Origin of the sequence: Streptomyces sp. NBC_01408, from assembly GCF_026340255.1 — a bacterium.
In the GTDB taxonomy this organism is placed as follows: Bacteria; Actinomycetota; Actinomycetes; order Streptomycetales; family Streptomycetaceae; genus Streptomyces.
The window spans coordinates 277767-301531 of the sequence record NZ_JAPEPJ010000001.1 but is presented as its reverse complement, the minus strand read 5'-3'; the positions used below and the strand labels follow the sequence as shown (position 1 = coordinate 301531).

Sequence of the window (23765 nt, the reverse complement as noted above, 5' to 3'; positions counted from 1 at the left end):
CATGGCGACCACCGAGGCGATCACGACCGGCGAGGGCCAGGAGGCGGCTGCCCTGCTGGAACGAACCAGAGAAACGGTTACCCCGGAACTGCGCCGGACCGTCGAGAGCCTGCCCGGGGCGATGCGACGCGTGGCGATGTACCACTTCGGCTGGGAACACGCGGACGGTTCCCCCGCCGCGGGCCACGCCGGGAAGGCCGTCCGGCCCGCCCTGGTGCTCGCGGCCGCCCAGGCCCTGCGGGGGCCGGCGGGCGGCGCCGAGGAGGCCGTACGGGCAGCCGTCGCGGTGGAGCTGGCGCACAACTTCACGCTGCTGCACGACGACGTCATCGACAAGGACGCCCGGCGGCGCGGCCGCGCCACCGCCTGGACCGTGTTCGGGATACCGGACGCGATCATCACCGGCGACGCCATGATGGCGCTCGCCCTGCGGGTCCTCGCGCAGGACCCGCATCCGGCCTCGGGGGCGGCCGCGGCCCGGCTCGCGGCCTGCGTCGTCGAGCTGTGCGCGGGCCAGCAGGCGGACTGCGCGTTCGAGCAGCGCGCGCACGTCTCGCTCGACGAGTGCCTGACCATGGCCACGGCCAAGACGGGCGCCCTCCTGGGCTGCGCGTGCGCACTGGGCGCGCTGTACGCGGGGGCGGGGCCGGACGAGGTCGACGCGATGGACGCCTTCGGCCGGGAGGCCGGACTGGCCTTCCAGCTGATCGACGACCTGATCGGCATCTGGGGGGATCCGGGGCACACCGGCAAGCCCGCCGGGGCCGATCTGCTCGCCCGCAAGAAGTCCCTCCCGGTCGTGGCCGCCCTCACCTCGGGTACGGCGGCCGGGGAGGAGCTGGCCGCCCTGTACGCGGGCCCCATGACCGGGGCGGAGGTGGCCGAGGCGGCCGACGCGGTGGACCGGGCGGGCGGGCGGGACTGGGCGCAGGCCCACGCCGCGGACCGGATGGGCCGGGCGGTGCAGCAGCTGTCCCGGGCCGTACCGGACCTCGGGGCGGCGGGCGGACTGCTGGCCCTGGCCGAGTTCGTGACGCGCCGCACGAGGTGAGGGAAGCGCGCGGCTGAAGGCCTGAGGCCCGTTCCGGTACCGCATGGTGCCGGAACGGGCCTTACGCCGTTTCCGGGCCCAACTCTAGGATCGCTCAAGGTTGTTGACACGCGAGTGAAGGGTGTGGCCAGTGGCACTGGAGATACGTCAGGCGGATCAGTCGGACCGGGACGCGGTGGCGCGGTTGCTCGACGAGGCCTTCCGCACCGACCCGGTGAGCAGCTGGGTCTTCCCGGACCCGGAGCACCGCGCCGCCGTGCACGGCAGGTTCCTCGGCGTCTTCGTGGACGTCGCCCTCGCGGAGGGCCGGATCGACTACGCGGCGGACGGCTCGGCGGCCGCGCTGTGGCTGCGGATCCCGGCGGGCGAACCGGAGGGCGAGGACGAGATCCCGGCGAAGATGCGGGCGGTGGCCGACCCGGACAACGAGCGCTGCGAGCTGGTCGGCCGGCTCACGGGCGCGGTGCATCCGACGGCGGAGGAGCACGAGTACCTGCTGATGATCGCGGTGGCTCCGGGCCGGCAGGGCGAGGGCCTGGGCACCGAGCTGATGCGGCCGGTGCTGGAGCGCTGCGACCGGGACGGCGTACCGGCGTACCTGGAGGCGAGCAGTGAGCGGAGCAAGCGGCTGTACGAGCGCCTCGGCTGGGAGTTCACGGGCGCGGCGGTGCGGCTTCCGGAGGGACCGCTGATGTGGCCGATGTGGCGCAAGCCGCAGGGGTGAACCACACGGGTGCGTCATGGGACCGGAGAAAAAGGGGCTTGGCAAAGTACTTCACGCGCAGTACTTTGACTGGCGTGCCCCGGTGCGGTGGCACTACCGATCGGAAGAGGACCGCTTGCGCAAGCTCACGTACTTCATCGCCACCACGGTCGACGGGTTCATCGGAGCCCCGGACGGCGATGCCGACTTCATCTACACCTACCTCGACGCGGAGTTCATCGGCCACCTCACGGCCGAGTACCCGGAGACGGTCTCCGGAATGGGCCGGACGCAGCTCGGCATCGAGGACGCCGCCCCGAAGCGCTTCGACACCGTGATCATGGGGCGCGGCACCTACGAGCCGGGCCTCAGGCAGGGCATGACCAGCCCCTACGGCCACATGCGCGAGCAGTACGTCGTCTCGCGCTCCCTCACGGTCGCGCCCGACCCGCAGGTCCGGCTGATCTCCGGGGACCTCGTCGCCAAGGTCCGCGAGCTCAAGGCGCAGGACGGGCTCGACATCTGGCTGTGCGGCGGCGCCGACCTCGCGGGCCAGCTGGCCGACGAGATCGACGAGTACATCGTCAAGACGTATCCGGTCGTCGTGGGGACCGGCATGCCGATGTCCCGCGCGGGCTTCGGGGTGCGCCCGCTGGAGCTGACCGGCTGCACCGTCCTCGGCGGCGGCCAGGTCATCACCTCGTACGCGGTCAAGCGCTGACCCCGCAGGGCCCCCGGCACCCGGTCGGCCCCGACAGCCCGCCGAACCCGCGAAACCGGCCTACCGTGTAGGTATGGCCGGTGAACACGAGCAGCGAGCGCACGAGACGGTCGCCCCACGGGCCGGGCACGCACAGCGGACGTGCCCGGCCTGCGGGAGCCCCGTCGACACCTTGGTCAAACGGCGCAAGTCCCTCGGGATCTTCATTCCGGAGTGGGTGGCGGGTTCCTGCCGGAACCCGGACTGCCCCCGGTACGTACCCGAAGCGGGTTAGCCCTTCGTCCCCATGCCGGAGGCGACGAGGCCGTTGGCCCACAGCTGGTTGACGCGCGCCCGCTCGGCGCTGTTAGGTGTGGCGTTCTGGCACGAGGTGCCCGGGCCGCCGCCCGACATCAGCTCGCTGCACGGGCCCGAGTAGTGGTCCGGCAGACCCAGCACGTGGCCGGTCTCGTGCGAGGTCACCCGGGTGGAGTTGTACTGCTGGTTCTGCCGGTAGTCCAGGAAGATGTAACCCCGGCCGTGCCCGTCCGTGCTCGCGTACGAACCACGTGAGTCATTGCCCTCGCGGTACGAGAAGTTGCCGCCGGAGGAGACCTCCTGCAGCTTGACGTTGCTCACCGAGCTGTTCCAGATCTGCGTGGAGCGGGCTATCTGGGTGCGGAAGCTCGGCGCGTTGCGGGTGTTGTACGTGACCGTCACGGCCAGGACGCCCGGGTTGGCGGCGCGCTGCTCGGTCACCGAGCGCTGCACGGCGTCGAAGAACGCGCGGTTGGCGGCCTCGTTCTCCTGCGAGCGCTCGTACGCCGCATAGCTCGCGGCGTTGCCGGATACGGGGGCGGTCGCGGCGCTGGCGCTGGGGACGGCGCCGAGCGCGGTGGCCAGGCCGAGGCCGATCGTGGCGGCCAGCACGGCCTTACGGGAGTGGCGCATGTGGGGGGCTCCTACTCATCCGGTGCGGGGGGTGGGTCGTTCGGTACCGGAGTCTGCGGGAGCGAATGGGCCGGGCGGATGATGTCAGCCACCGATAACGCAGGGCTATCGGGGAGTTTTCGGATGGCCAACTAGGAAGAGAATGGCGGGATTCGGGGGGCTATAAGTGGCTGGTGCGGTCCACCTGGACCCCCCTACTCTCGGGACATGGAGCTCGAGGTGAGGCACCTGCGCGCACTGTGCGCCATCGCTGATGCCGGCAGCCTGCACAAGGCGGCCCGGCAGCTCGGCGTGAGCCAGCCCTCCCTGACGACCCAGCTGCGCCGGATCGAACGGGCCCTGGACGGCGAGCTGTTCCTGCGTGAGCGCACCGGCTGCCGCCCCACTCCGTTCGGCCGCACCGTGCTGGGCCGGGCCCGCCCGCTGCTCGCCGAGATGGCCGCGCTGGTCGCGGAAGCCCGGGCGCTGGCCCAGGGGCCACGGCTGCGCATCGGGTCCACGGCCAGCCGGGCGTTACCAGGCTGGCTGCGCAGACTGCACCGGCGGTTGCCGGACACCGAGACCTCTCTGGTCGTGGACGTTTCGGCCAACGCCCTGCTGAGGATGGTGGATTCGGGGCAGCTGGACGTGGCGTTCGTGCACGAGGTGGAGGGCAGCCCGCTACGGGTGCCCGCCGGGCTGCAGCTCCACGTGCTGATGGAACGCGAACCGCAGTTCGTGTCGATGACCCGGGACCATCCGGCGGCCCGGCGGCCGGTGGTGGAGTTACAGGACCTCGCCGCCGACCGGTGGACCGTGGACCCCTCGGTGGACGGCGAATGGGACGGCCTGCGGCGGATCTTCGCCGGGGCCGGGCTCGACCCGCCCGTACTGCACGCCGACTACCACACCGCGACCTCGCTGATCGTCTCGGGCGAGGCGGTGGCGCCCTGCCAGCCGACCTCCGGGCCGCGGGACGACATGGCCATCCGGCCGCTGTCGGGTGACCCGCTGGCCGTTCGCCTGCTGCTGGCGACCCGGCCGGGCGCGCACGCGGAGGTCTACCGGGACCTCCGCGCCGCCTACCGCGAGGCCGCGCTGCGCACGCCGTTGTACCGGGCCTGGCTCCTCCACCATGCGAGCCCGCTGCTGAAGCCGGAGCCGTCGCCGGAGGCCGAGGCCGAGGTCGCGGCGGCCTGACGGCCTGCGGCCGGGCTCAGCGGTGTCCGGCTCGGCTGCGCCCGGCCCCTGGGGCTCCGCCCCAGACCCCGCGCCTCAATCGCCGGCGGGGCTGGGTTTGGCCTTGGCCCTGGCGGGGGCTTGGCGGGGTGTGGGTCGGTGCCGCTCCGGAGCGTCTCCTCGGCTCGCGCACTTAGCCCCGGCTACGCATGCCCGGCCTGGGTTGCGCGCTCGTCCTGCGGGGACTCTCCTGCGCGACCCCGCCCCACGCCCAGGCTCCGGAAGCGGAAGCCGTGGCGGAGGGGAGTGGGGACGCGCAGGGTTGTCCCCGCAGGACGAGCGCGCAACCTGGGCCGATGGCGTCAGGTCAGGCTCAGTGCGCGAGCCGAGGAGACAGCCCGGAGCGGCCCCGCGCTCCGACCCCACCGACCAGGCTCCGGCGCAGCCAGGGCCAAATCCAGCCTCGCCGGCGTTTGAGGCGCGGGGTCTGGGGCGGAGCCCCAGAGGCCCGGGCAGGGCCAGGCCCCGGCGCAGCCGAGCCGGACACCGCCGAGCCGCCCGTAGGGCAGCAGGTTGACTTCACCCAGCCGCGATATATCGTGTTATCGAGAAGACGCGATATGTTGCGTGCGTCGAGACCCGGTCCGTGAACGCACGAGGAGGATCAGCACCATGGCAGAGCAGATGACGTGGTCGGTCGCCGAACCGCAGAAGCTCACCTTCGAGGAGCCGGTGACCGAGCTCCGGGTCCGCCTCGTGAGCGGCGCGGTGAATGTCGTCGCCGCCGAGGACGGCCCGGCCCGCCTGGAGGTGACCGCGGTCGACGGACCACCCCTGCACGTGGTGCAGGAGGGCGGCACCCTCACCGTGTCCTACGAGGACCTGCCCTGGAACGGCACCCAGGGCTTCAAGCAGTGGCTCGAGGCCAAGCCGTGGAAGGCCTGGTCCGGCTCCGCCTCGGGGCGCAAGGCCTGGGAGCGCAGCGCGGCGGTGACCCTCACCGTCCCGGCCGCCACCCGCGTCCACGTGGCCGCGGTCGACGCCACGTCCTTCGTGTCCGGCATCTCCGGCGGCACCGACGTCAACGGGGTCTCCGGCGAGGCCACCCTGGTCGCGCTCTCCGGCAGGGTCAAGGCGCACACCGTGTCGGGCAGCGTCGAGGCCCAGTCCGTGACCGGCGACCTCGGCTTCCACTCGGTGTCCGGCGGTCTGACGGTGGTCGACGGCGCGGGGGTGAGCGTACGGGCCGACTCGGTCAGCGGGGACATGCTCATCGACCTGGACCTCGACCCGGACGCCGCGCGGCCGGTGGACATCGCGCTGAACTCCATCTCCGGCCAGGTCGCCATCCGGCTGCCGCACCCGGCCGACGCCCGCGTGGAGGCCAACACGGCCACCGGCGGCGTCTCCAACGCCTTCGAGGACCTGCGGGTCTCCGGCAAGCTGGGGGCCAAGCGGATCACCGGCACGCTCGGTTCCGGCACCGGAACCCTGCGGGCCACCACCGTCTCGGGGGCGATCGCGCTGCTGCGCCGCCCGGCCGTGGACACCCCCCTGACGCTCGACAAGAAGGTGATCTGACATGCCGCCCGTCTTCGCCCACGGCCGCCTGCGCCTCTACCTCCTCAAGCTGCTGGACGAGGCCCCGCGCCACGGGTACGAGGTGATCCGGCTGTTGGAGGAGCGCTTCCAGGGCCTGTACGCGCCCTCCGCCGGCACCGTGTACCCGCGGCTGTCCAAGCTGGAGGCCGAGGGCCTGGTCACGCATGCCAGCGAAGGCGGGCGCAAGGTGTACTCCATCACTGACGCGGGCCGCGCCGAACTGGCCGACCGCGGCGGTGAACTCGCCGACCTGGAGCTGGAGATCCGCGACTCCGTCTCCGAGCTGGCCGCCGAGATCCGCGACGACGTCCGGGGGGCCGCGGGCGACCTGCGGCGCGAGATGCGGGCGGCGGCCTCCGCGTCGGCGGCCCACGTCGAGGACGAGTCCTGGAAGGCGGCCAAGGAGGAGCTGCGCAAGGCCAAGCAGGAGTGGAAGGAGCAGGCGCGGCGGGCGAAGGACGAGAGCCGTCGGGCCCGCGAGGAGGCCCAGCAGGCCCGCCGCCAGGCCAAGGAGGCCCAGGACCGGGCCCGCGAGGAGGTCCAGCGCATCGCGGGGCAGCTCCAGGAGCAGTTCGCGAAGTCGGGCGGCGTCCTCGGCAGCCTGGCCGGAGCCTGGCTCGGCGGCGGCCCCGCCGCGACCCCCTCCGCCCCGTACGACACGTCCGCCCCGTCCGACGGGTCGGCCCAGTCCAGGACTTCGGCGGCGTCCCCGGCAGCGGGCCGTTGGGCCGAGGACCTGACGCCCACCGGCGACCTGGTCCGTGACCTGGACCGCCTGCTGGACCGCTTCCGCGACGAGGTACGGGACGTGGCCCGCGACCACGGCGTCACCCCGGCCCAACTGGCCGAGTCCCGCGCCGGTCTCGCGGCTGCGGCTGCCCGGCTGACGGCGACTCTGCGGTCGGGGTCGTAGGGTCGGCTGCGGCGCCGTTGCACGGGGCTCCGCCCCGGACCCCGCGCCTCAAACGCCGGCGAGGCTGGACGCGTTTGAGGAGCGGGTCAGGCCGCCAGGTGGGTCTCGGCCGCGGGGTAGGTGACTCCGTGGTCCGTTAGGACCTCCGCGGCCGGCCCGGGCCGGGAGAGCAGGGCGAGGAGCAGGTGCAGGGTGCCGATGTGGCGCTCGTGGCGGCCCAGCGCGATCCGCAGGGACTGCTCCAGGACCTTCTTCGCGCCCTGCGTGAAGGGGACGTGGTGGCTGCCGGAGCGGTCGTCCGCCCCGCCGCGGCCCAGGGCCGAGCGGAGCGAGGTGCCCAGGGTGCGCCTGCGCGGCGCGGGGGCCGCCAGGGCGCCTTCGCCGTGGGTTTCCTCGACGCGGGTCACGATCTCGGTGAGGTCGATGCCGAGTCCGGCCAGGGCTTCCTGGTCGGCCCGGGACATGCCGCCCCGGCGGCGGGCCGCCGCGAGGTCGGCGGCCACGGCGGTGCGGTCCACGCCCAGGGGGTCCAGGGCGCCCTGGGAGAGCAGGGCGAGCAGCAGGTGTTCCTCGGTGACCGTGGGGGCGCCGGAGCGGCGGGCCTCGGCCACCGCGCCCGTCACGGTGGCCCGGGCGTCGGGGGTGAAGCGTTCGAACATCAAAGCCTCCCGTACTTCTTGTGCACGGCCTGCCGGCTGACGCCCAGCTCGGCCGCGATCTCCTGCCAGGACCAGCCCTGGGCGCGGGCACTGCGCACCTGTACGGCCTCCAGCTGCTCCAGCAGCTTCCGGAGGGCGACTACGGCACGCAGGCCCACGCGCGGGTCACGGTCGCCGGCCCGCTCGGCGAGATCGGTGGCATCGGTCATGCCTGTCAATGTAGGTTGACGCGGGAGGGGTGTCAACCTGTATTGACAACTGCCCCGGACGGGCACCCGTAGGCACCCCGGGACACCCGGACGGCCTACGGGGTGAGGACGATCTTCCCGAAGAGGTCGCCCGACGCGAGCTTCTCGAACCCCTCGCGCGCCCGGTCCAGCGGCAGGACCTCGTCGATGACCGGCCGCAGGCCCGTGGTCGCGCAGAACGACAGCAGGTCCTCCAGCTCCTCCTTCGAGCCCATCGTCGAGCCGACCACCTTGAGCTCCAGGAAGAAGATCCGGGTCAGCTCGGCGTGCGCCGGGCGGTCGCCGCTCGTCGCGCCGGAGATCACCAGCGTGCCGCCGGGGCGCAGGGACTTCACCGAGTGGGACCAGGTGGCCGCGCCGACCGTCTCGATCACCGCGTCCACCCGCTGCGGCAGCCGCGCGCCCGGCTCGAACGCCTCCAGCGCGCCCAGTTCCACGGCCCGCTTGCGCTTGGCCTCGTCCCGGCTGGTGGCGAAGACCCGCAGGCCCGCCGCCCGGCCGAGGGCGATCGCGGCGGTCGCTACCCCGCCGCCGGCGCCCTGGACGAGGACGGAGTCCCCGGGGCGGACCCCGGCGTTGGTGAACAGCATCCGGTACGCCGTCAGCCAGGCGGTCGGCAGGCAGGCGGCCTCCTCGAAGGTCAGCTCTGCGGGCTTGCGCAGGACGTTCCAGGCGGGGACGGTCACCTGCTCGGCGAAGGTCCCCTGGTAGCGCTCGGTCAGGATCGAGCGCGGCTCGTCCGGGCCGACCCCGTGGCCGCTCTGGCCGATCACGGAGTGCAGGACGACCTCGTTGCCGTCCTGGTCGGTCCCGGCGGCGTCGCAGCCGAGGATCATCGGGAGCTTGTCCTCGCCGAGGCCGACCCCGCGCAGGGACCACAGGTCGTGGTGGTTGAGGGAGGCGGCCTTGACGTTCACGGTCACCCAGCCGGGGCGGGCCTCGGGGGCCGGGCGGTCGCCCAGCTCAAGGCCGTTCAGCGGCTGGTCACGGTCGATTCGGGCGGCGTAGGCAGCGAACATGCCGCGACGCTACCGCTGGGTAGGCCGGGTTTCCAGCCCTGGCTGAGTCGGTGCGACCAGAGCCACGTGCGCGGTGCGGGCCCTCGGGGGCCCTGGGGCTCCGCCCCAGACCCCGCGCCTCAAACGCCGGCGAGGCTGGATCAGCCCGCGGACGCGAAAAGGCCCGGCCGGATCCAGGGGGATCCGGCCGGGCCTTCCTCCGTACCGCTCAGCAGAGCGTTACGGCTCAGCGCAGCGCTCAGGCCAGGCGGGCCACGCCCTCGGCCTTCGCGGCGGCGGCGACCGCCGATGCGACGGCCTCGGCCACGCGCTCGTCGAACGGCGACGGGATCACGTAGTCGGCGGCGAGCTCGTCACCCACGACACCGGCGATGGCGTCGGCGGCGGCGATCTTCATGCCCTCGGTGATCCGGGTGGCGCGGACCTTGAGGGCGCCCGCGAAGATGCCCGGGAAGGCCAGCACGTTGTTGATCTGGTTCGGGAAGTCCGAGCGGCCCGTGGCCACGACCGCCGCGTACTTGTGCGCGACGTCCGGGTGGACCTCCGGGTTCGGGTTGGCCATGGCGAAGACGAAGGCGTCCTTCGCCATCGAGGCCACCGCCGACTCGGGGACCGTACCGCCGGAGACGCCGATGAAGACGTCCGCGCCGGAGAGTGCCTGCTCCAGGGAGCCGGTCTGCCCCGTCTTGTTGGTCAGGCCCGCGATCTCCGCCTTGACGTCCGTCAGGTCGGAGCGGTCGGCCGAGACGACGCCCTTGCGGTCGGTGACGCAGACGTCGCCGATGCCCGCGTCCACCAGGATCTTGGCGATCGCGATGCCCGCGGCGCCCGCACCCGAGATCACGGCCCGCAGGTCGCCGAGGGTGCGACCGGTGAGCTTCGCCGCGTTGCGCATCGCGGCCAGCGTCACGATGGCCGTGCCGTGCTGGTCGTCGTGGAAGATCGGGATGTCCAGCGCCTCCTGGAGGCGCCGCTCGATCTCGAAGCAGCGGGGGGCGGAGATGTCCTCCAGGTTCACCCCGCCGAAGGACGGGGCGAGACGGATGACCGTCTCGATGATCTCGTCCGTGTCCTTGGTGGCGAGCGCGATCGGAACCGCGTCCACGCCGCCGAACTGCTTGAACAGGATCGCCTTGCCCTCCATCACGGGGAGGGAGGCTTCGGGACCGATGTCACCGAGTCCGAGCACGGCCGTGCCGTCGGTGACGACGGCGACCACGTTGGACTTCCAGGTGTACTCGTTCACCAGCTCCGGCTGCTCGGCGATGGCGCTGCACACCTTCGCCACACCGGGTGTGTAGGCCAGGGACAGGTCGTCCTTGTTGTTGACCGGCACCGTGGCCTGGATGGCCATCTTGCCGCCCCGGTGCAGCGCGAACACCGCGTCCGGGTTGTTGTCCGTCGCGCTGTCGCTGCGAGGGTTGACGATCTCCGCTGCCACTTTGTGTGACCCCTTAGGTCCTTTGATCATTGAGGGTGGCCACTCCTGGTTAAGGGGTGGGCGGGCACCGCGTCCGTACTCCGCATCGACGGTTGGACCGTCTCCGCGAAGGGGAGGTTCGTACGCGCGGGCGCGCCGCACGCGCGCCCTGAGCCCCGGATGAGGGGTGTAAGGATCTGTTGTACCCGAAGAACGCTCACCCAGACGAGTCGATTCCTGCTCGACCATAGGGTGCTTGTCCTGGTTTTGGCTAAAAGTCCAAACCTCTCTGTCCAATGGGCGAGACACGCCGCAAATCATGCGCCGAAAGTGCCTGGTCACGGCGTTTTGTGCGGCTCCGATGCGCCTTGCCCGCAGTCCTGTTGGCTAGCCGGGGGTGTCCGTTATCTGATTTTGACCTGATGGGCAGCCTGAATGCGCCAGTCCGAATGGCAAGATGCCGTAATCACACAAGGTCGCGACACTCGATGGTGCGTGCCCGACCGTTTTTCGGTGCTTTTCCACCAGCCGGAGGAACCAGCTCATGACCGCAAGCATCACCCGTCGTACGACCGCCGCTCGGTCCCGGATCGCCGCGGTCGGCGCGATCGCGGTCGCCGGCGCCCTGATCCTCACCGGCTGTGGAGACCAGACCGACAAGGCCTCCACCGCCCCCTCGGGTACGGCGGACAGCAGCGCCCCGCTCTTCTCCAAGCTCCCGAAGAAGATCCAGGACGCCGGCGTGATCAAGGTCGGCACGGACGCGACCTACGCGCCGATGGAGTTCACCGAGGGCGGCAAGATCGTCGGTGTCGACCCCGACATCGCCGCGGCCCTGACCAAGCAGCTCGGCGTGCAGTTCAAGTTCGAGTCCGGCACGTTCGACACGCTGATCGGCAGCATGCAGACGGGTCGCAGCGACCTGGTCATGTCCTCGCTCACCGACACCAAGGCCCGTCAGGAGGGCCTGGACGACAAGGGCGCCAAGACCGGCGCCGGCGTCGACTTCGTCGACTACTTCTCCTCCTCCACCGGCATCCTCGTCAAGAAGGGGAACCCGGAGGGCATCAAGACCCTCGACGACCTGTGCGGCAAGAAGGTCGCCGTCCAGCGCGGCACCACGTACGAGACGTCCGCCAAGGACCAGTCCGAGAAGTGCAAGACGGCCGGCAAGGGCGAGATCGGCATCGAGTCCTTCCCGACCGACGCCGAGGCCCAGACCCGCGTGAAGGCCGGCGGCGCCGTCGCCGACCTGAACGACTCCCCGGTCGCCGCGTACATCGCGCAGACCGCCGGCGGCGGCAACGACTTCGAGGCCATCGCCAACCCGACCGACGCCGGCCTCTTCGGCATCGCGGTGGACAAGAAGAACACCGAGCTGCGCGACGCGCTCAAGGAAGCCCTCGACGCGGTCATCAAGGACGGCACGTACAAGGCCGCCCTGGACAAGTGGAACGCGGGCTCCGGCGCCGTGACCGAGGCCAAGATCAACGCAGGTTCCTGACCTCCGCGCAGACCGCAGCACACTGAAGGGCAGTCACTGTGACTGACAAGCTCGACAAGGTCCCGGACCCGGCGGACACCCCGCCGGGCGGGGCCGTCCCCCCCGAGGCGATCCGCGCCATCCCGGTCCGCCACTACGGCCGCTGGATCAGCGCCGTGGTCGTGATCGGCCTGGTCGTGGCGCTCGCGATCGCCTTCTCGCAGGGCAACGTGCGCTGGGCGACCGTCCCGGAGAAGCTGTTCGACCCCACCATCATCCGTGGTGTCGGCAACACGATCTGGATCAGCGTCGCCTCGATGGCCCTGGGCCTGGTGCTCGGTGTCCTCTTCGCCGTGATGCGCCTCTCGAAGAACCCGGTGACCAGCACCATCGCCTGGTTCTACATCTGGCTCTTCCGCGGCACCCCGGTGTACGTGCAGCTCCTCATCTGGTTCAACCTCGCCCTGATCTTCCCGGTCCTGAACCTCGGGTTCTACAAGGACGAGATGACCCAGGTCATGACGCCGTTCCTGGCCGCCCTGCTGGGCCTCGGCCTGAACGAGGGCGCGTACATGGCGGAGATCGTCCGGGCCGGCATCCAGTCGGTCGACGAAGGCCAGACCGAGGCCTCGCACGCGCTCGGCATGACCCGGATGCAGACCATGCGCCGCGTCGTGCTGCCGCAGGCCATGCGGGTGATCGTGCCGCCGTCGGGCAACGAGTTCATCAACATGCTCAAGACCTCGTCGCTCGTCGTCGCCGTGCAGTACTTCGACCTGCTGCGCGCGGCCCAGGACATCGCGTCCACGTCGTTCGCGGTGATGGAGATGTTCTTCGTCGCCTCGATCTGGTACCTCGCCCTGACCAGTGTGTTCAGCGTCGGCCAGTACTACCTGGAGCGCCGCTACGCCCGCGGTGCGCTCCGTTCGCTGCCGCCCACGCCGTTGCAGAAGATCAAGGCGAAACTGTCCAGCTTCTCTGACCGCAAGGCGGTGGCCTGATGACGACTGCCATGGTGAAGGCCGAGGGCGTCCACAAGTCCTACGGTGCGGCGCACATCCTCAAGGGCATCGACCTGGAGGTCGCCCCGCGTGAGGTCTTCTGCCTGGTCGGCCCGTCCGGCTCCGGCAAGTCGACCTTCCTGCGGTGCATCAACCACCTGGAGCAGGTCAACGCCGGACGGCTGTACGTCGACGGGAACCTCGTCGGCTACCGCCAGAAGGGCGACAAGCTCTACGAGCTGAAGGACAGCGAGGTCGCGGCCCAGCGCCGGGACATCGGCATGGTCTTCCAGCGCTTCAACCTCTTCCCGCACATGACGGCCATAGAGAACGTCATGGAAGCCCCGGTCATGGTCAAGGGCGAGTCCAAGGCGGTGGCGCGCGAGCGCGCCGTACGCCTCCTGGACCGGGTCGGCCTCGGCGACAAGGGCGGGAACTACCCCACCCAGCTCTCCGGCGGCCAGCAGCAGCGCGTGGCGATCGCCCGCGCGCTCGCCATGGAGCCGAAGCTGATGCTCTTCGACGAGCCCACCTCGGCGCTCGACCCGGAGCTGGTGGGTGACGTCCTGGACGTCATGCGCGGCCTGGCCGAAGACGGCATGACCATGATCGTGGTCACGCACGAGATGGGCTTCGCCCGCGAGGTCGGCGACAACCTCGTCTTCATGGACGGCGGCGTGGTCGTCGAGTCGGGCAACCCGCGCGACGTGCTCGGCAACCCCCAGCACGACCGGACGAAGGCGTTCCTGTCCAAGGTGCTGTAGTCCCCGTCGCACGCGTTCACGGTTGAGGGGCGGTACGGATTCCCGTACCGCCCCTTCGTCATGCCCCCACCAGGACTCCATGCCTTGAGATGCGCATAAGCGAACACTTCTCGCCATGGCTTCGTCGTGAAGGCTAAATGGGCAGACAACACCTGTCTTTTCCGGATCTGGCTCGTATCAGCCTTAGATCGTCAGCAGAATCAGGGGCGTGCGGGCAGACGCGGGGCGCAAATATCGTGCGTACCCCACCGGGGGGCAGGGCGAGGTCCTGACCAGGTGGGGGCATTCGGCACGTGCTCTGTGGAATGTGGCCCTGGAGCAGCGGGTGTACCTGTGGGAGCAGCGCCGGTACACGCTGCGGTCTGTTGAGCAGTGCAAGTACCTGACCGCCGCCCGTGCGGATCTTGACTGGATCGGTGATCTGCCGGCGCAGTCCGGGCAGCAGATCCTGCGTCAGCTGGACCGGGCGTACGACAACTTCTGGAACCCCGAGCATCCGGCTCGGTTTCCGTCACGGAAGAAGCGCGGGCATCGTCTGTCGGTCCCGTTTCCCGGGCAGGCGGTCGAGGTCCGCAAGGTGAACCGCAAGTGGGCCGAGGTGCGCCTGCCGAAGGTCGGCTGGCTGCGGTTCCGGCTCTCCCGCGCCATCGGTGGCACGATCCGTAATGCCACGGTGTCCCGGGACGGCAGCGGCTGGCACGTCTCCTTCGGTGTCCACACCGGGCGTAAGCCGGACGCGCCGAACGGGAAACCCGCCTGCGGGGTGGACTTCGGGGTCGCCGCGTCGGCGTTCGTCTCCACCGAGGCGACACCCCGCCTCATGCCCCCGTCACTGACCGCCAACGAGAAGAAGCGTCTCAAGGCGCTGGAGCAGCGCAAGGCCCGTCAGATCACCTACGCGAAGAAGCACCAGGGCGGGAAGTACAGCCGCCGCCTGCGCACGACGATCGCCCAGATCGCAAGGCTCACCACCCTGCGGGCCAACCGGCGCCGGGACTTCACGCACAAACTCACCACCGACCTCGCCAAAAACCACGGCCTGATCGGTATCGAGGACCTGCGCGTGAGGAACATGAGCAAGTCCGCGAAGGGAACCGCCGAGTCGCCGGGGAAGAACGTCCGGGCGAAGGCCGCGCTGAACCGGTCAATCCTCGACAACACCCCCGGGGAACGGCGGCGACGGCTTGAGTACAAGACCCGCATGTACGGGTCCGTACTTGTCGCCGTGCCGCCGTTCCACACCTCCCAGACCTGCGCCGCTTGCGGCCTGGTGGATCCTGAATCCCGTAAGGGATGCGGTCGGCTGTTCGCCTGCACCCGCTGCGAGCACGTAGATGACGCCGACCACAATGCCTCGGTGGAGATCGAGGCCCGAGCCCGCCGGACGGGTGGCTCGGATATCAACAGCACGCGCAGCATCCCCAGGGTGCGAGTCCCGGCCGTCGGCCGGAGGCGGATGCGTGAAGCTCCGAGGCCCGCGCACGCGAGCTGAAGGGAATCGCCCCTTCAGGGGGCGAGGATCGTCAATTCAGACCTAGGACCAGTGCGTCCGAGGGCGAGCGCCACACCGTGCGGGCCTCGGCGAACCCCGCGTCGAGGAGGGCGCGGGCGTGCCAGGCCTCGGAGGGGGTGTCGCCGTCGGCGTGCTCCCCGTAGATCTCGAAGCGCTCCGCGACCGCCTCGGCCAGCACCGGGTCCCCGGCGGCCACGGCCCACCACTCGCGCCAGTCCAGGACCCCCGCGGCCTTGGCCCGGTCCATCCCGGCGTGCCGGTGGGCGCGCTCGGCCGCGTCGATGCGCGGGGTGGCCGGGTCGGGCATGTGGTCGGCGTTCATGAACACCCCGCCCGGCGCCACCAGCGGCGCGAGCTGCCCGTACAGAACGGCCAGCTCCTTGCTCGGCAGCCAGTGCAGGGCGGTCGCCGTCAGGACCGCGTCGTAGGTGTCATGGGGGAGGGCGGAGCGCCAGTCGGGGTCCTTGAGGTCGGCGGTGACGAAGGTGACCCGCTCGTCGCCCGCGAAGTAGCCCTCGGCGATGGTGAGCAGCGCCGGGTCGAGATCGACGCCCGTGCTGGTGGCTCCCGGGAACCGCTTGAGGACGCGGTCCGTAATACTTCCCGTACCGCACGCGAGATCCAGTACCCGGGGGGCGGGGCCGGCCAGTGCCTCGACCATGTCCAGCATCACCCGGAACCGCTCCTCGCGGTCGGGCATGTACCACTCCTGCTGGCGGTCCCAGCTGTCCTGCCACGCCTGCCAGTAGGCCGCTGTTTCCGTCGTATCCGCCATCACGAACCCCTCTGCACGTAATACCCTCGAACGTGTATCAGCCGTTACCGAGACACTAATCCGCAGCCGTAAGGACTACAAGTGGAACTGGCCCATTACTCGGACTACGCCGTGCGCCTGGTCAACACCGAGGAGCCGGCCCGCAACAAGGACTCGCTCACCTCGGTGGACGCCGTCCGCGCCCTGTTCGGCGCCAGCGTGCAGATGGCACGCCGCGTCACCGACACCGACGTCACCCGCTTCCGCAACGTCCGCGGCCGGCTGCGCTCCGTCTTCGAGGCCGCCGACGGCGGCGACCACGTCCTGGCGGTCGACCTGCTGAACTCCCTGCTCATGGAGTTCCCCGTCAGCCCGCAGGTCACCGGTCACGACAGCCTCGGCGACGACGGCAGCCCCCACTGGCACATCCACCTCGCCGACCACCCGTCCAACGCCTCCGCGGGCTACGCCGCCATCGCGGCCATGGGCCTGGCCTTCCACCTCACCGAGCACGGCCCCGACCGCCTCGGCCTGTGCCAGGCGCTGCCCTGCCGCAACGCCTACCTCGACACCTCCACCAACCGCTCCCGGCGCTACTGCTCCGACCGCTGCGCCACCCGGGCCAACGTGGCCGCCTACCGCGCCCGCAAGCGGCGCGAGGCCGAGGGGTCCGCCCAGAGCGGCCGCAGCGCGGACACCGCCCAGGACAGCCGCGCCCTCAGCGACCGCTGATCCGCCGCCGGCGGCCGGAACCGCAGCACGGCCGTCGCCAGCACCAGCTCGGCGGGCACCGCCCCGTATACGGTGCTGTCGCCGGTCTCGTTGTACGGGTTGTCGCCGAGCACCCACCAGGAGCCGCCCGGCCGGCGCTCCACCGCCCGTTTGACGACCAGCAGGTCCTGCTGGAACGGATGCCGCAGCACCACCACGGCGCCCCGGCGGACGGCCGCCCCGTAGCGGACCACCAGCCGGTCCCCGTGGAGCAGCGTCGGCACCATCGACGGCCCCGTCACCTCCAGCACCTCGAACGCGAACCGTCGGGGGCGGTTCTCCACCATGCGCGACCTCCTCATCACTCCCGCATGCTGCCGTACCGCCCCGTACATTCGCTCACCGGTCCGACCGCGACGCTGGACTTTTGTCCTAAGCCCATGGGGGCGACCGCGAAAACCGGTTCCCCAGCGAGTAATCTCCCCCTTGAGAAGACGATCACGAGGAGGACACACTCCAATGCTTTCCCGCCTCTTCGCCCCCAAGGCGAAGGTCTCCGCCCACTGCGATCTTCCGTGCGGCGTGTACGACCCTGCCCAGGCCCGCATCGAGGCCGAGTCCGTCAAGGCCGTGCAGGAGAAGTACCAGGCCAACGACGACGCCGACTTCCGCGCGCGCGCCATCACCATCAAGGAGCAGCGCGCCGAGCTCGCCAAGCACCACGTCTCGGTGCTGTGGAGCGACTACTTCAAGCCCCCGCACTTCGAGAAGTACCCCCAGCTGCACACCCTGGTCAACGACACCCTGAAGGCCCTCTCGGCCGCCAAGGCGTCGCACGACCCGGCGACCGGCCAGAAGGCCCTCGAACTCATCGCCGAGATCGACCGCATCTTCTGGGAGACCAAGGCCGCCTGATCTTGGGCGACCCGGGGAATCTCCCTGCGCTGCTGTGCGCAGCGCGAACGACAACGGCCCGACCGCGTCAAGCGGCCGGGCCGTTGTGCTGGGCAGGTTTCGCCTGCGCTTCTCGCCCAAGTGGGGGAAGGGGTGTTCTCGGCGTGTCCCGATACTGTTCTGGTGTCGAGTCAGAACGGAGCACAGCATGCACGCTCTCCCGCACGACCACACCGGCGCACGCATCAAGCGTTTGCGCCTGGAGCGCGGCCTCACCCAGACGGCACTGTCCGACCTCTCCCAAGTTCCCTACTCCACCCTGACGAAGGCCGAGCAGGGCGTGAAGCCCGCTTCGCCGTACGTCATCGCCCAGGTGGCCCGTGCTCTCCGTGTCGACGTCGCCACGGTCATCGGCCAGCCGTACGTCACTGAGCTCCGCGAGGACCAGCTGGACGTCCTCGTCCAGCCGATCCGCGAAGCCCTGGACGTCTACGACCTCGGCGCGGACCCCGACATCGCGCCCCGGCCCCACCGGCTGCTCGCGGACGATGCCGAGGCCCTCCTCGTTGCCATCCGGGCCGGAGAGATCAAACAAGCCGCCACCCTGATTCCCGGCCTGGTCTTGGAGATCACCACGGCCGCCCACGCGACTCCGAGTCACGAGGGGTGGCTCCTCCTCGCCAGTACCTACCGAAGCGCGTACGACATCGCCTCGAAGCTCGGCTACGGCGACCTTGCCGCCATTGCTCTGGCACGCATGGACTGGGCCGCTGAGCGGGGCTCCAGCGCGGCCCTGGGCGGGATCTACCGGTACATGCGTGCCCTTACCTATCTGCGGGACGGCCAGTACCGCACCGGGCAGCGCCTCACCGCCCTCGGGTTGAACATCCTGGAGCAGGCCGACCCCGGGCGTGAGCGTGAGGTCGTCACCGGCCAGCTCCACCTCGGCGCGGCCGTCATGGCAGGGCGCTCGAAGGACGAGACGCTTGCCGAGGATCACCTGGCCGAGGCCGAGCGGATCGCCGCGGGCACCGGAGAGGCTGCCACGGTGCACTACCTCTCGTTCGGGCCGACGAACGTCAAGGTCCACAGGGTCAGCGTCCTGGCCGAACTGGACCGGTACGACGACGCCACCCAGGCCGGCCGGAGCGTGCAGGTACCGAAGGAGTGGCCGAACTCGCGGAAGAGCCACCACTACGCAGAGCTGGCCCGAGCACAGATGTGGACGGGCGCCCTGGACGCGTCCTTCGAGAACCTGTTGCGCGCGCGGAAGATCGCACCGCAGCAGGCCCGCTACCACCAGACGGTGAGGGATACGTACGCAGGACTGGAGGCTGCCCGGCGTCAGCTGCCGGATTCCTTCCTCTCATACGGCAACTGGCTGGGTGTCTGACACTCCGTCACGTCTTGGCCCCGGCTATCACCAACTCGTGGTAGTCGGGGCCTGTTTGTGCCCTCACCCTGGTCTCACCACCCACTCTTGACGGTTAGGGAGTGACTGCCTGTGACCAGGCCCACGATGTCGGACTGGCTGGCCGGCGGCCATGACCGGCCCGAGCAGGTCCGCAAAGAATGGCGTGAGCGCGGGATCGTTCTCCTTCCCATCGGCCGGGCCTTCGACGCGGTCCGGTTGCCGGAGCGAGTCGTGTTCGCAGCCCTCGGCACGGAAGGGCGCAGCTTCGCCCACACCGATTTCGGCCTGGAGGAGAGCCTCGGCGGACCGGTCATCCACGACGGCCACGGCCGGACCTACTACGCGATCGTCCCTCCCGGGACGGTACGCGAGTGGCGCCACTGCGGCCTCGGCGTCGAGTGCCTCGGCCACGGAACGCACTTCGGCGTCCCGGCCGTTGACGTCTTGGAGTACGACGCCACCCAGCCCATCTACTGGGCCACCCTCGGCGGCCCCTCCAAATTCTGCGAGCCGGCGTCCGTGTCGCTCCTCGTTCGCGTAGGCGCCGCACGCCTCGCCGACGCCGAGGGGCGTCGGCCGGGCACCAAACCGCCGGCGCTCAGAACCGCGCGGGCGCCCCAGTGACGGCCTCCGAGCGGGACGACCCGCCCAAGACGGAGCGGGAGGCCTTCGACCTTCACCGGCTGACGCTCAAGGTCGAGGCGTCCGACGCTCACCGCGATGGCGCGTGCACGCAAACAAGGATGCGCTGCGACGGCTGCGGGCAACTCGCGCCGATCGAGATCATGTACGGCGGCCCGATGGCGGACTGTCGGCTCTGCTACTTCGCGTGGTCCGTCCACCACGACCCGCAACTGTGCTGGCTACGCAGCAACCACTTCGACGGGGACGCGGAGGAGGCCCTCGTCTCCCGCGTCCTCGAACTGACACCGCTCCTCATTGCCGCGCGCGCCGTCCTCGACGACATCGCCGACACTCTCTGACTCCCGCCCCTACCGGGGAGCGGGCATCCTGCACAACGGACCGAGAGGGAACCAGCCATGCCTCGTACGAAGCACTCCGGGAAGCCGGACACCGCCTCGTCGGACGGCCACCGGGACAAGCCGCCGAACGTCACCCCGCCGCCGAGGACCCCGCCCGCGAACCCGCAGACGCCGCCCAAGACGAAGTAGAGGGGCACCTCGTGCGCACCCAGCAATACCTCGTCCAGGTCCTGGAGGAGGCCGGGACGTTGCCGCCCGACTGGGCGGCAACGGTCCGGGCGGTCGACCGGGGCATGTTCATCCCCGACAAGACGCAGGACCTGGACCGCTTCACCGACGCCGCCGGCTGGGCCGCCGCCGTCTACTCGGACACCCCCCTGGTCACGCAGTACGACGACGGGGCGCCCGAGGGCCCGGGAATGCCGACGTCGTCCTCGTCGAAGCCGTCGGCCATGCTCGAAATCCTCGCCCTGGCGCACATCCAGCCCGGGGACAAGGTCTTCGAGATCGGCACGGCCACCGGCTACATGGCAGCCTGGCTGTGCCAGCAGCTTGGCGACGAGCAGGTGACGACCGTCGAGTTCGACGGGGACCTGTACCGCGAAGGCCGGCAGAACCTCCGTCTCGCGGGGTACAGCCCGACGGTTCTCCACGGCGACGGCCTCAAGGGCAGCCCGGACCGGGCACCCTTCCACAAGGTGATCGCCACGTGCTCCCTGGAGGCCATCCCGGGCACTCTGCTCGGGCAGGTGAAGGACGGAGGCCGGATCGTCGCTCCGTTCGGGAACGCGTTCCACTCGTACTCGTACGTGACCCTCGACGTCTCGGGCGGCCGCGGCATCGGCCGGTTCAGCGGGAACCCCGACTTCATGTGGGCCCGCCAGCAGCGCAACCGGCACGCCGCCATCTCGGATGTCTACCACGCAGAGAAGGGGGAGGAGGGCACCACCCACATCAGCCCGTACGACATCCACCACCAGGGCGACGCCGAGTTCTGGATCGGGCTGCACGTTCCCGGGGTCTGGGGGCAGCTCCACGGTGGCGGCGACGAAGCGCCGGACGAGGCGACCTACTGGCTTTTGGCCAACGACCGGAAGTCCTGGGCGACCGTCGAGTTCACCGCCGGCGCGGAGGAGTTCGTCACCGAGCAGTACGGCCCGCGTAAGCTGTGGACCGAGGTGGAGAACGCCTGCACGTCCTGGCAGAGGCTTGGCCGGCCTGGCCGTGATCAATTCGGCATGACCGCGTCCGAGACCGGGGGAGTGGTCTGGCGCGGCGAACCGGGCAACGTGGTCGCGAAGGTCTGGTAAGCGCTCCCTGCGGCCCCAGGCGGTGCGTACGCGCACCGACTGGGGCCCTGCAAGGCCGCCTGATCCCGTCCAGGCCGTTCTCGTCTGTTCTCACATGGCGGCTGTTCTCACATGCCGCTCACTCGTCGTCCTCGTCGTCCTCGTCGTCCAGGCGGGCCAGCCACGTGGCCAGGCGTTCCACCGGGACCTCGAAGTCCGGGTTCAGGTCGACGAAGGTGCGCAGCTGCTCGGCGAGCCACTCGAAGGTGACCTCCTCCTCGCCGCGCCGCTTCTCCAGCTCCTCGATGCCGCGATCGGTGAAGTACAAGTCGGGCTCCGTGCCGTGATGGGGGTGTTTCCCGCCAGGATAATCCGCGGCGCGGAGATGCCTCCCGCCCGCGGCGCCGCCGACGCTAGCCTGGACGTCTCACGAGCGGGGGGCGCGGATGACGGAGGGGCGCACGACCGGCTCGGCGCGCGCCTTCGAGCTCCTGGAACCCCTCGTCCAAGCGGCGACCGTACGCGTCCACGCCCCGCCGGACGGGTATGGAACCGCTGGGACCGGACCCACCTGGGGGAGTGGCTTCTTCATCGCCCCGGGCTGGGTCCTGACGTGTGCCCACGTGGTCGGTGAAGGGGGTGCCGCCGTGCGGCTGACCGGGCGCGAGGTCGGCATCACCTTCCAGTCCGGCAGGTACGCCGGGAACGAGGCGGCCACCGGGACCGTCACCGGGCGCGTGGAATGCGTCCTGCCGGAGCGGCTCGACGAGCGCCGCCCCGCCCGGCGGGCCCTGTGGGACCTGCCCGACCTGGCCCTCGTCCGGGTCCTCGCCCCCGTCTCGCACGCCTGCGTCTGGCTGACCGACCGATCCAGACCCCGCTTCGACGAAGTCGCGTACTTCGGCTGCACCGAGGACCTCGGCACCCCCGAGATCACCGGCCGCACCACCCGGCTGCGCGGCACCGCGGGCAACGGCGCGGCCATCCGACTCGGCGACGACGACGAGATCGACCCCGGCATGTCCGGCGGCCCCGTCGTGGACCTGGCGCGCGGCGAGGTCGTCGGCGTGGTCAAGGCCCGGCGGAACACGGGCGGCGGCGGGCTGGCCGTCTCCGTCGTGCAGCTGCGCACCCTGCCCACGGCCGGCCGCGGCCAGACCGGGCTCTACCGCCGGGTCATGCAGGCCCACGACCTGCACCACTACGACCAGCACCTCAGCGACCTCAACACCCGCCGGACCTGGACCGACGCCCACGGCGAACTGCCCGCCCCGGACGGCGACCCGTACGGCGGCCGCGGCCGGCTCACCCCCGGCGAACGCACCACCCTGGGCGGGCTGCTCGCCGAACTGCCCCCGCCCGGCTCCTCGGAGGTCGTACGGGCCCTGGTGGAGGCCGCGCGCGGCGAGGAGCCGGATCCGCATCCGCCGGCCCCGCTGAGCTGGCGCGACGGACTCGGCCTGCTGTACGACCCGCCCGGCGGGGCCGGGGAGGCCGCGGCGATGCTCCGGTACGCGACGGACGTGAGCGTGGCCGACCACCGGGAGCCGCCCACGCCCGGCGCGGACGAGGAGCTGTGGGACTGGGTGCGCGCCACGGCCGAGCGGCTCTGGCGGCCGCTGCGGCGGGAGCTCGGCGAGCGGCACGAGCGGGGTCTGGCGGAACGGGCCCGCCGCCGCCGGGCCTCGGCCGGCCGCGCGGCACACGGTCCGGCGCGGACCGCGGGCGGACTGCCGCCGGGGGCCTCGGTGCTGCTGGAGGTGTGGGCGCACGGCTGGGAGGAGGTCTTCGACTGGCGGGTCTCGGTACTCGCCGGCCCGGCGCGCCCGGGCCGGGTCACCCCGGTGGACTCCGGTGTACGGGTCAGCCCGGCCCGGCTGCCGGAGGCGTTGCGGGCCCCGCTCGCCGAGGCCTTCCGGCGCTGCGACACGCACGAGGCGGCGGCCCTGCTCGAAGTCGCCGTGGAGCCGGAGCTGTTCGGGCTGGCGGTGGACGAGTGGGCGCTGGTGGGCGGGGTGCCGCTGGGGGTGCAGCGGCCCGTGGTGCTGCGCCATCCCGTGGGCGGCGGAGCCCCCGAGGCGGCCGTGCGGTGGGCGCGGGTCCAGGGCGGGCCGTTACTGGACGAACGGGCCGACTGCGTACGGGGCCGCCCGCGCAGCCCCTCGGCGCAGTGGCTCGCGGGGCTGGCGGACAACACCGTGCCGGTGCACTGCCGGGCCGCCGCGCTGGAGCCCACGCTGGGGTCGCTGCATGCGGTCCGGCAGGCCGGGTACGGAGTGGTGGTGTGCAGGCGGCCCCCGGCGGACCCGGGCGAGTCGTGCGCGCCGTTCCACCGGGGGCTGCGGGAGGAACTGGCCGACGCGGGCCGGGCACAGGTGCTGCCGCTGCGGCTCCAGGCACTGCGGGGGCGGGCGTACGGCGCGGACCCGGACGCGTACTGGGCGGCGGGCACCGCACTCGTGTGGGACGACCCGGCGCGGGCCCTGCCCGAGGACGAGCCGCTCCAGGGCGACCTGTGACCGGCAGGAGGGAGCA

26 protein-coding genes are annotated in these 23765 nt (G+C 71.2%); 18 read left to right on the top strand and 8 right to left on the bottom strand.

All coding sequences use genetic code 11. The features are described 5' to 3' along the window. Position 1 precedes the first annotated feature (1 nt). The 3 genes from OG447_RS01315 (at position 2) to OG447_RS01305 (ending at position 2475) form a co-directional block, all read left to right on the top strand. Positions 2-1051 (top strand): family 2 encapsulin nanocompartment cargo protein polyprenyl transferase, encoded by a 1050-nt coding sequence (locus tag OG447_RS01315; protein WP_266934322.1) that lies wholly within the window; start codon positions 2-4, stop codon positions 1049-1051. A gap of 130 nt (positions 1052-1181) precedes the next feature. Further along, positions 1182-1775, top strand: coding sequence for a GNAT family N-acetyltransferase (locus OG447_RS01310; RefSeq protein WP_266934321.1), 594 nt, complete (start codon positions 1182-1184; stop codon positions 1773-1775). 115 nt (positions 1776-1890) lie between these two features. Continuing rightward, on the top strand, positions 1891-2475 hold the full coding sequence (locus OG447_RS01305; protein ID WP_266934320.1) for a dihydrofolate reductase family protein: 585 nt from the start codon (positions 1891-1893) through the stop codon (positions 2473-2475). 270 nt (positions 2476-2745) lie between these two features. On the opposite strand, the gene snpA is transcribed toward OG447_RS01305, so the two are convergent. Then, positions 2746-3405 (bottom strand): snapalysin, encoded by a 660-nt coding sequence (snpA, locus tag OG447_RS01300; RefSeq protein WP_266934319.1) that lies wholly within the window; start codon positions 3403-3405, stop codon positions 2746-2748. Positions 3406-3612: 207 nt separating this feature from the next. On the opposite strand from snpA, the gene OG447_RS01295 reads away from it, so the two are divergent. The 3 genes from OG447_RS01295 (at position 3613) to OG447_RS01285 (ending at position 7078) form a co-directional block, all read left to right on the top strand. Further along, the gene (locus tag OG447_RS01295) at positions 3613-4584 is read left to right on the top strand and encodes a LysR family transcriptional regulator (RefSeq protein WP_266934318.1); all 972 of its coding nucleotides are present in this window, start codon (positions 3613-3615) and stop codon (positions 4582-4584) included. 651 nt (positions 4585-5235) lie between these two features. Beyond that, positions 5236-6144: a DUF4097 family beta strand repeat-containing protein gene (locus OG447_RS01290; RefSeq protein ID WP_266934317.1), complete on the top strand. Its 909-nt coding sequence runs from the start codon at positions 5236-5238 to the stop codon at positions 6142-6144. Position 6145: 1 nt separating this feature from the next. Then, complete coding sequence (locus OG447_RS01285; RefSeq protein ID WP_266934316.1) at positions 6146-7078, top strand: helix-turn-helix transcriptional regulator; 933 nt, start codon at positions 6146-6148, stop codon at positions 7076-7078. An 86-nt stretch (positions 7079-7164) separates the two neighbouring features. On the opposite strand, the gene OG447_RS01280 is transcribed toward OG447_RS01285, so the two are convergent. The 4 genes from OG447_RS01280 to OG447_RS01265 form a co-directional block, all read right to left on the bottom strand. Continuing rightward, positions 7165-7737 (bottom strand): Clp protease N-terminal domain-containing protein, encoded by a 573-nt coding sequence (locus tag OG447_RS01280; protein WP_266934315.1) that lies wholly within the window; start codon positions 7735-7737, stop codon positions 7165-7167. After that, positions 7737-7946, bottom strand: coding sequence for a helix-turn-helix domain-containing protein (locus tag OG447_RS01275; RefSeq protein ID WP_266934314.1), 210 nt, complete (start codon positions 7944-7946; stop codon positions 7737-7739). Before OG447_RS01275 ends, OG447_RS01280 begins: the two co-directional genes overlap by 1 nt. A gap of 95 nt (positions 7947-8041) precedes the next feature. Further along, complete coding sequence (locus OG447_RS01270; RefSeq protein WP_266934313.1) at positions 8042-9004, bottom strand: zinc-binding dehydrogenase; 963 nt, start codon at positions 9002-9004, stop codon at positions 8042-8044. A gap of 238 nt (positions 9005-9242) precedes the next feature. Beyond that, the gene (locus OG447_RS01265; RefSeq protein ID WP_266934312.1) at positions 9243-10445 is read right to left on the bottom strand and encodes an NADP-dependent malic enzyme; all 1203 of its coding nucleotides are present in this window, start codon (positions 10443-10445) and stop codon (positions 9243-9245) included. A gap of 523 nt (positions 10446-10968) precedes the next feature. Between OG447_RS01265 and OG447_RS01260 the strand changes: the two genes are divergently transcribed. The 4 genes from OG447_RS01260 (at position 10969) to OG447_RS01245 (ending at position 15164) form a co-directional block, all read left to right on the top strand. Next, complete coding sequence (locus tag OG447_RS01260; RefSeq protein ID WP_266934310.1) at positions 10969-11928, top strand: ABC transporter substrate-binding protein; 960 nt, start codon at positions 10969-10971, stop codon at positions 11926-11928. 110 nt (positions 11929-12038) lie between these two features. After that, on the top strand, positions 12039-12908 hold the full coding sequence (locus tag OG447_RS01255) for an amino acid ABC transporter permease (protein ID WP_266938699.1): 870 nt from the start codon (positions 12039-12041) through the stop codon (positions 12906-12908). Beyond that, positions 12908-13672, top strand: a complete 765-nt coding sequence (locus tag OG447_RS01250) for an amino acid ABC transporter ATP-binding protein (protein WP_272933191.1) — start codon at positions 12908-12910, stop codon at positions 13670-13672. The genes OG447_RS01255 and OG447_RS01250 overlap by 1 nt, the downstream gene beginning before the upstream one ends. A 208-nt stretch (positions 13673-13880) precedes the next feature. Then, a complete protein-coding gene (locus OG447_RS01245) occupies positions 13881-15164 on the top strand; it encodes a transposase (protein WP_266934309.1) in 1284 nt (427 codons plus the stop codon). A 31-nt stretch (positions 15165-15195) separates the two neighbouring features. On the opposite strand, the gene OG447_RS01240 is transcribed toward OG447_RS01245, so the two are convergent. Next, positions 15196-15960 carry a trans-aconitate 2-methyltransferase gene (locus tag OG447_RS01240; protein WP_266934308.1) on the bottom strand — a complete coding sequence of 255 codons (765 nt, stop codon included), beginning with the start codon at positions 15958-15960 and terminating at the stop codon, positions 15196-15198. Between the two features lie 81 nt (positions 15961-16041). Between OG447_RS01240 and OG447_RS01235 the strand changes: the two genes are divergently transcribed. Next, positions 16042-16671, top strand: a complete 630-nt coding sequence (locus OG447_RS01235) for a CGNR zinc finger domain-containing protein (RefSeq protein ID WP_266934307.1) — start codon at positions 16042-16044, stop codon at positions 16669-16671. On the opposite strand, the gene sodX is transcribed toward OG447_RS01235, so the two are convergent. Further along, entirely contained in the window at positions 16575-16997 is a 423-nt protein-coding gene (gene sodX / locus OG447_RS01230) for a nickel-type superoxide dismutase maturation protease (protein WP_266934306.1), read from the bottom strand. The genes OG447_RS01235 and sodX overlap by 97 nt on opposite strands. A 172-nt stretch (positions 16998-17169) precedes the next feature. On the opposite strand from sodX, the gene sodN reads away from it, so the two are divergent. From sodN to OG447_RS01200, 6 genes are all read left to right on the top strand, one after another. Beyond that, positions 17170-17565 (top strand): superoxide dismutase, Ni, encoded by a 396-nt coding sequence (sodN, locus tag OG447_RS01225; protein ID WP_266934305.1) that lies wholly within the window; start codon positions 17170-17172, stop codon positions 17563-17565. Positions 17566-17752: 187 nt separating this feature from the next. Beyond that, positions 17753-18937 (top strand): helix-turn-helix domain-containing protein, encoded by a 1185-nt coding sequence (locus tag OG447_RS01220; RefSeq protein ID WP_266934304.1) that lies wholly within the window; start codon positions 17753-17755, stop codon positions 18935-18937. A gap of 111 nt (positions 18938-19048) precedes the next feature. Then, the gene (locus tag OG447_RS01215) at positions 19049-19582 is read left to right on the top strand and encodes a hypothetical protein (protein WP_266934303.1); all 534 of its coding nucleotides are present in this window, start codon (positions 19049-19051) and stop codon (positions 19580-19582) included. Next, the gene (locus OG447_RS01210) at positions 19579-19941 is read left to right on the top strand and encodes a hypothetical protein (RefSeq protein WP_266934302.1); all 363 of its coding nucleotides are present in this window, start codon (positions 19579-19581) and stop codon (positions 19939-19941) included. Before OG447_RS01215 ends, OG447_RS01210 begins: the two co-directional genes overlap by 4 nt. A 57-nt stretch (positions 19942-19998) precedes the next feature. Next, entirely contained in the window at positions 19999-20130 is a 132-nt protein-coding gene (locus OG447_RS01205) for a hypothetical protein (RefSeq protein WP_266934301.1), read from the top strand. An 11-nt stretch (positions 20131-20141) separates the two neighbouring features. Further along, the gene (locus tag OG447_RS01200) at positions 20142-21251 is read left to right on the top strand and encodes an rRNA adenine N-6-methyltransferase family protein (protein WP_266934300.1); all 1110 of its coding nucleotides are present in this window, start codon (positions 20142-20144) and stop codon (positions 21249-21251) included. A 118-nt stretch (positions 21252-21369) separates the two neighbouring features. On the opposite strand, the gene OG447_RS01195 is transcribed toward OG447_RS01200, so the two are convergent. Beyond that, on the bottom strand, positions 21370-21558 hold the full coding sequence (locus OG447_RS01195) for a DUF6104 family protein (protein ID WP_030597201.1): 189 nt from the start codon (positions 21556-21558) through the stop codon (positions 21370-21372). Between the two features lie 118 nt (positions 21559-21676). Between OG447_RS01195 and OG447_RS01190 the strand changes: the two genes are divergently transcribed. Further along, entirely contained in the window at positions 21677-23749 is a 2073-nt protein-coding gene (locus OG447_RS01190) for a trypsin-like peptidase domain-containing protein (protein ID WP_266934299.1), read from the top strand. Positions 23750-23765 lie beyond the last annotated feature (16 nt).